The organism is Kitasatospora sp. NPDC004272, assembly GCF_053603035.1.
In genome coordinates, this window is the sequence record NZ_JBSGET010000049.1 from 43,659 (window position 1) to 50,025 (window position 6,367).

A 6,367-nucleotide genomic window follows, 5' to 3' on the forward strand; every position below is an offset into this window, starting at 1 on the left:
GGCACGGGGGCGTCCGCGGCGCACCAGGGCCGACGGCGGGGGACAGTACGTCTCGGCCCGCCCGCCGCACGCCGGCTGCCCGCACCGTCCCCCACGGACGCGGACGACCTCCCCGACCAGGGGGGCCGTCACGTCGAACCGCGGGTCACGGCGCCGCGGTCCGGGCGGTGGCCACCCACCGGCCCCGTGCCGGGAGGCACCCGATGGGGTGAAGGAACGCCCCGCGACCACGCCGCCCGCACGAGCGCCCCGAACCACCGGTGCCGCCCCACCCGGGGCGGCACCCTCCAGACACCGAGGAGTCGACATGTCCCGCAGCCGCAAGTACTTCGCCGTCGTCGCGCTGGCCGCCACCGCCGTGCTGGGCACCGCCGGAGCGGCCTCCGCGTCCGCCGGTGCCGAGGGCGTGGCGGTCGGCTCGCCCGGCGTCCTCTCCGGCAACGTGATCCAGATCCCCGTGCACATCCCGGTCAACGTGTGCGGCAACAGCATCAGCCTGATCGGCGCGCTGAACCCGGCGTTCGGCAACTCCTGCACCAACATCGGCTGACCCACGCTCAGGCCGCAGGCCCCTCCCGGACGTTCCGGGCGGGGCCCGCGGTGTTCCCGGGGGGTGTACGGCCGCCGTGCCCGGCCCGGGCGGGCCGGGTACCCGGGGCGCTCGGGGGCGGGGCGGCTAGGGTCGGGGCATGAGCGCCCGCTACCTCCTCCCGTACGCGCCCGACACGATCGGCGGCCTGCCCGCCGGTCTCGACGTCCTCGTGTGGGACGGGGACGGGCCGGTGCCGCCGGACGAGGCGCTGCGCGGGGTGGAGTTCTTCTGCCTGCCCTACATGCGGCACGCCGCCGCGCTGTCGCTGATCCCGCGGCTGCCCGCGCTGAAGGTGGTCCAGACGCTGACCGCCGGGATGGACGACGTCCTGCCGCACGTGCCGGACGGCGTGCTGGCGCACAACGCGCGCGGGCTGCACGACGCCAGCACCGCCGAGCTGGCGGTGACGCTGACCCTCGCCTCGCTGCGGGGCCTCCCGGGCTTCACCCGGCGGCAGGACCGGGGGATCTGGCACCAGGAGTTCCACGAGTCGCTCGCCGACAAGACGGTGCTCGTCCTCGGCTACGGCTCGATCGGGCGCGCGCTGGCCGCGCGCCTGGAACCGTTCGAGTGCGAGGTGGTCCGGGTCGCCCGCGGCGCCCGCCCCGAGGAGCGGGTGCACGCGGTGGCGGAACTGGCCGAACTGCTGCCGTCCGCCGACGTCGTGGTGCTGCTGACCCCGCTCACCCCCGAGACCCGGCACCTCGTCGACGCCGCCTTCCTGGCCCGGATGAAGGACGGCGCGCTGCTCGTCAACGTCGCCCGCGGCCCGGTCGTCGACACCGCCGCCCTGCTCGCCGAACTCTCCGCGGGGCGCCTGCGGGCGGCGCTGGACGTCACCGACCCGGAACCGCTCCCCGCCGACCACCCGCTCTGGCACGCCCCCGGCGTGCTGATCACCCCGCACGTCGGCGGCCCCAGCAGCGCCTTCCTGCCGCGGGCCAAGCGGCTCCTGCGCGAACGCGTCCTGCGGTTCGAGCGGGGCGGCGCGGCCGAGCCGGGGCACTGACCCGCCGGGGCACCGCCGGGACGGTGCGCCCGTCGGGACGGGCGCGGGACGGGCGCACGTCGGGACGGGCGCGGGGGAGGGGCGGAAAAGGGTTTGCGTGCGGGTCCGGCGATTGCGTACGGTGCCCGGGTGAACACCGGAACGGCCAAGGGCCACGCACGGATCGGTGACCCGGTGGGCGGCTGACCGCGCCCCGGGTGCCGCAGGGGCGCCCGCGCGTCCGGGGGCCGCCCGGTCCGGGGAGCAGTGCGCCCACACGTCCCCAGACCGACCCCACCCGGAACGAGGTTCACCCGGCCGTGCCCGCCGCCTTCAACCACACCATCATCGCCTCCGTGGACGCCGCCGCGTCCGCCCGCTTCTACCGCGAGCTGCTGGAGGCCGAACAGGCGCCCTCCTGGGGCCCGTTCACCAACCTGCTGCTCGCCGACGGCGTGCTGCTGCAGTTCGCCGCCCCGCCGGTGGAGATCCAGATGCAGCACTACGCCTTCCTGGTCGACGACGAACTGTTCGACCGCGCCGTCGCCCTGCTGCGCGACCGCGCCATCGACCACTGGGCCGACCCGCAGATGCAGCGCCCCGGCGAGACCAACACCGAGCACGGCGGGCGCGGCGTCTACCTGCTCGACCCGGCCGGCCACGGCCTGGAACTGCTCACCCGGCCCTACCTGTAACGGCGGGGGGTGAGGATGCGGCCCATGGACCACACCGAACTGCGTGCCGCCCTGGCGGAGACGCGACGCGTCCTCACCCCGCACCTCCGCTCGGACTGGGGCGTCCCGGCCGGCCCGCTGGAGTGGAACTGCCGGGACACCCTCGCCCACCTCGGCCACGACCTGCTCGCCTACGCCGGGCAGGTGGTGGCCCGCCCCGAGACCGGCTACCTGCCCTTCGACCTGACGGTGCGGCCGGACGCCGACCCGGCCGAGGTGCTGACCACCGCGTCGGCCTGCGGCGAACTGCTCGCCCTCGCGCTGGCCGCCGCCGGCCCGGACACCCGGGCCTGGCACTGGGGACCGGCCGACCGGACCGGATTCGCCGCGATGGGCGTCGCCGAGACACTGCTGCACACCCATGACATCACCACCGGCCTCGCCCTCGACTGGGCACCGCCGTCCGCGCTCTGCGCCGCCGTGCTGGCCCGGCTCTTCCCCGCCGCCCCCGCGGGCGAGCCCGTCCCGGTGCTGCTCTGGTGCACCGGGCGGGGCGAGCTGCCGGGCCGGCCGCGGCGCGCGTCCTGGGGGTGGCGGGCGGCGCTCGCCGAGTGAGCGGGGCGGTGGCGCGGCGGGGATAGAGTCGGGGCATGAGCGATCAGCTGGAGCAGTCGGTCCGGGCGCCGTTCGGGAACTTCCCGCAGGTGCGGCGCGCGCTGGACGCCGTCGGGGAGCTGGCGGCCCCGGTGGCCGCCCTGCTCGGCGGGTGGGACGCGGAACTGGCCGGGCAGGTGCTGTACGTGGACACCGACCCGGAGTCGGCCGACACCGCCGTGTTCTGCGCCGCCTACGACGTCCCGGCCGAGGCGTCCGCGAACTGCGTGGTGGTCGCCGCCAAGCGCGGCGGCGAGACCACGCTGGCCGCCGGACTGGTGCTGGCCACCACCCGGCTCGACGTCAACAAGGCGGTGCGCGCTCACCTGGGCGCGCGCAAGGCGTCGTTCGCGCCGATGGACACCGCCGTCGGCGAGAGCGGCATGGAGTACGGCGGCATCACCCCCGTCGGCCTCCCCGCGCACTGGCCGCTGCTCATCGACGCGGCGGTCGCCGCCGCCCCGCACGTGCTCGTCGGCAGCGGCCGCCGGCGCGGCAAGCTGATCCTGCCCGGCGCGGTCGCCGCCGCCCTGCCCGGCGCACAGGTCCTCGAAGGACTGGCCGGCTGAGAGCGGGGGGAACACCGGGGGTGTCCGGGCGGTTGGACCGGGTGGTCCCCCCGGGGCGGTGCCCCGGGCGGACGAGTCGACGCACCCATGCGAGGAGTGAGTACGAGATGACCACGGACCGCGCAGTCCTGGCCGGCGGTTGCTTCTGGGGAATGCAGGAGCTGATCCGCAAACTCCCCGGCGTCCAGTCGACCCGGACCGGTTACACCGGCGGCCAGAACGCGAACGCCACCTACCGCAACCACCCCGGCCACGCCGAGGCGCTGGAGATCGTCTACGACCCGGAGCGGATCAGCTACCGGACGCTGCTGGAGTACTTCTTCCAGATCCACGACCCGAGCACCCTGGACCGCCAGGGCAACGACATCGGCAGCAGCTACCGCTCGGCGGTCTTCTACGCCGACGAGGACCAGCGCGCCACCGCCCTCGACACCATCGCGGACGTCGACGCCAGCGGCCTGTGGCCCGGCAAGGTGGTCACCGAGGTCACCCCGCTGGGCGAGTTCTGGGAGGCCGAGCCCGAGCACCAGGACTACCTGCAGCACTACCCCAACGGCTACACCTGCCACTACCCGCGCCCGGGCTGGAAGCTCCCCGTGCGCGAAGGCGCGTGAGCGGCCGGTAGGCGCGGGGCGACGGCGGTCACCGGTCCCTCCGGCGGCCGCCGCCGCCGCGTCCGGGGCCGGCGGGGCCCGTCGGGGGCGGCTGCTGGCGTCCCGGGCCGTCGGGGTCTGTCGGCGGCGGCTGCTCGACCTGGGCCACGCCGCCGTGGTGCGGGAGCAGGCCGGGCGCGGGGAGTGGTTCTGCGCCCGGGACTGGGCCTGGCGGCTGGAGCGGCAGGGGCTGACCGACGCGGCGCTCGCGGTGCTCGCCCCGTACCTGGCCACCGGCTGGTGGACGGCCGCCGAGACCGCCGTCGAACTGCTGGAGGGCCGGGGCCGGGCCGAGGAGGCGTTCGCCCTGCTCCGGGCCGCCCCGGACCCGGACCGGAACCGGCGCGCCCTGGGCGGCTACCTCGTCGAGCTGGGCCGGATCGAGGAGGCGCTGGCCGTCCTCCAGTGCTAGGAGCCCCCGCAGCCGCTGGAGCCGCTGGAACTCACAGCCGACTTCGAGCCCCCGCCGTTCTGAGCCCCCGCCGTTCTGAGCGCCCGCCGTTCTGAGTACCCGCCGGCCCGGCCCCGGCCGGTGGTTCAGCCGTCGGCGCGGGCCCGGAGCAGGGCGTCCAGCGAGTCGACGATCCAGTCCCAGGACTCCTGCGGGTCCACCGGGGTGTGGGCGAAGCCCCCGGCGGCCTCCAGGCCGATGTAGCCGTGGAAGACGCCGCCGAGCAGCCGGACCGCGTGGGTCTGGCCGGGCTCGGGGAGGTGGTAGCCGCGCAGGATGGCCCGGGTCAGCCGGGAGTGCCGGGGGGCGGCGCTCGCGGCGGCGGTCTCCGGGTCGAGGCGCAGCCGGGCGGCGTCGTAGCGGCCCGGGTGCTCGCGGGCGTAGCCGCGGTACGCCTCGGCGAAGGCGGCGAGGGCGTCGCGGCCGGAGCGCCCGGCGATCGCGTCGGCGGCCCGGTCGGCGAGCTCCTCCAGGGCCAGTAGGGCGATCCGGACCTTGAGGTCGTGCGAGCTGCGGACGTGCGAGTACAGGCTGGCGACCTTGACGTCGAAGCGCCGGGCCAGCTCGGTGACCGTCACCTGCTCGAAGCCCACCTCGTCGGCCAGTTCGGCGCCCGCCAGGGCCAGCACCTCGGGGGTCAGACCTGCGCGTGCCACCGTGTTCACCCGTTCCTCTCCCGGGCCCTCCGGCCCGCGCTTCCTGGAGGCATTATCCATTTGCCTAAACGACTTAGGCAAATTAGCGTGGTGTTTCGTGAGAGAGCTGACCGACCCCGAGATCCGCGCCGCGTTCCTGAACTGCTCCAAGGGCGAGGCGAAACGACTGAACCTGCCCCGCGAGCTGGCCGAACAGCCCTGGTCCGAGCTGGACTTCCTCGGCTGGCGCGACCCGCAGGCCCCCGACCGGGCCTACCTGGTCGCCGAGATCGACGGCCGGCCGCAGGCCGTCGTCCTGCGCGCTTCCTCCGGCGCCTCCTGGCAGCCCCGCCGGAGCATCTGCTCGCTGTGCGTCACCACGCACACCGGCGGGGTCTCCCTGCTGGTGGCCCCGCTGGCCGGCCCGGCCGGTCGGCAGGGCAACTCCGTCGGCGCGTACATGTGCAGCGACCTGGCCTGCCCGCTGTACGTCCGCGGCCTGCGCGAGACCGGCACCAAGATCCACGAGTCGCTGACGCAGGAGCAGCGGATCGAGCGGATGCGCGACAACCTGGCCGGCTTCCTGGCGAAGGTGCGCGGAACCGACCGGGGCTGAGCCGTCGTCGGGACGGATGACGACCACGGATGACGACCATGGATGACGACCGGTGGGCCGCGACGGCCGGCGTCCGAACGGAACGGCCGTCGCGACGAGGAGAGGGGCGGGCGGATGGCGAACTTCACGGTGGACGGCTCCGACGGCGGGCACCCGGCGGGCGGCGCGGCGGCCGACAGCCGGGAGGCCCTCGACGCGTTCGACGCCCTGGAGCGGCGGATCTGGTCGGGGCGGGCCGCCGCCTACGCCGCGAGCTTCGCCCGGCTCTGCGCCCACCCGGTGCCCGCCCTGCTCGACGCCGCCGCCGTCGGGCCCGGCCGCGCGGTGCTGGACGTCGGCACCGGGACGGGCACCGCAGCAGCCGCCGCCTGCGCGCGCGGCGCCCGGGTCACCGCCGTCGACGCCGAACCCAGCATGCCAGTGCCGCGTCAGGCAGCCCCCGCCCGTCGCGACGCCCGGCACGCACTCTCGCCGCACCGGCCGAAAACCCAAGTACATCCAGTACGAGGGCTTCCGGCCGGCACGCCGAGAGCAC

Annotated in this window: 9 protein-coding genes and 1 pseudogene; 9 read left to right on the plus strand and 1 reads right to left on the minus strand. The window is 75.8% G+C overall.

Annotated elements, in window-relative coordinates; genetic code table 11:
• Nucleotides 1-307 precede the first annotated feature (307 nt).
• The 7 genes from ACWEO5_RS17300 (at nt 308) to ACWEO5_RS17330 (ending at nt 4,542) form a co-directional block, all read left to right on the plus strand.
• Nucleotides 308-550, plus strand: a complete 243-nt coding sequence (locus ACWEO5_RS17300) for a chaplin (RefSeq protein ID WP_344556048.1) — start codon at nt 308-310, stop codon at nt 548-550.
• A gap of 139 nt (nt 551-689) precedes the next feature.
• Entirely contained in the window at nt 690-1,601 is a 912-nt protein-coding gene (locus tag ACWEO5_RS17305; RefSeq protein WP_452163171.1) for a 2-hydroxyacid dehydrogenase, read from the plus strand.
• A gap of 299 nt (nt 1,602-1,900) precedes the next feature.
• A complete protein-coding gene (locus ACWEO5_RS17310) occupies nt 1,901-2,275 on the plus strand; it encodes a VOC family protein (protein ID WP_452163172.1) in 375 nt (124 codons plus the stop codon).
• Nucleotides 2,276-2,299: 24 nt separating this feature from the next.
• On the plus strand, nt 2,300-2,869 hold the full coding sequence (locus tag ACWEO5_RS17315; protein WP_452163173.1) for a maleylpyruvate isomerase N-terminal domain-containing protein: 570 nt from the start codon (nt 2,300-2,302) through the stop codon (nt 2,867-2,869).
• 35 nt (nt 2,870-2,904) lie between these two features.
• Nucleotides 2,905-3,477 (plus strand): YbaK/EbsC family protein, encoded by a 573-nt coding sequence (locus tag ACWEO5_RS17320; RefSeq protein WP_452163174.1) that lies wholly within the window; start codon nt 2,905-2,907, stop codon nt 3,475-3,477.
• A 107-nt stretch (nt 3,478-3,584) separates the two neighbouring features.
• The gene (gene msrA / locus ACWEO5_RS17325) at nt 3,585-4,091 is read left to right on the plus strand and encodes a peptide-methionine (S)-S-oxide reductase MsrA (protein WP_452163175.1); all 507 of its coding nucleotides are present in this window, start codon (nt 3,585-3,587) and stop codon (nt 4,089-4,091) included.
• Nucleotides 4,092-4,248: 157 nt separating this feature from the next.
• Nucleotides 4,249-4,542, plus strand: a complete 294-nt coding sequence (locus ACWEO5_RS17330) for a hypothetical protein (RefSeq protein WP_452163176.1) — start codon at nt 4,249-4,251, stop codon at nt 4,540-4,542.
• Between the two features lie 125 nt (nt 4,543-4,667).
• Here ACWEO5_RS17330 and ACWEO5_RS17335 read toward each other — a convergent pair whose 3' ends face one another.
• Nucleotides 4,668-5,237 (minus strand): TetR/AcrR family transcriptional regulator, encoded by a 570-nt coding sequence (locus ACWEO5_RS17335; RefSeq protein WP_452163177.1) that lies wholly within the window; start codon nt 5,235-5,237, stop codon nt 4,668-4,670.
• Between the two features lie 97 nt (nt 5,238-5,334).
• Between ACWEO5_RS17335 and ACWEO5_RS17340 the strand changes: the two genes are divergently transcribed.
• On the plus strand, nt 5,335-5,832 hold the full coding sequence (locus tag ACWEO5_RS17340) for an FBP domain-containing protein (RefSeq protein WP_344556030.1): 498 nt from the start codon (nt 5,335-5,337) through the stop codon (nt 5,830-5,832).
• 114 nt (nt 5,833-5,946) lie between these two features.
• Nucleotides 5,947-6,367 (plus strand): annotated as a pseudogene (locus ACWEO5_RS17345) (hypothetical protein); the annotation flags it as partial.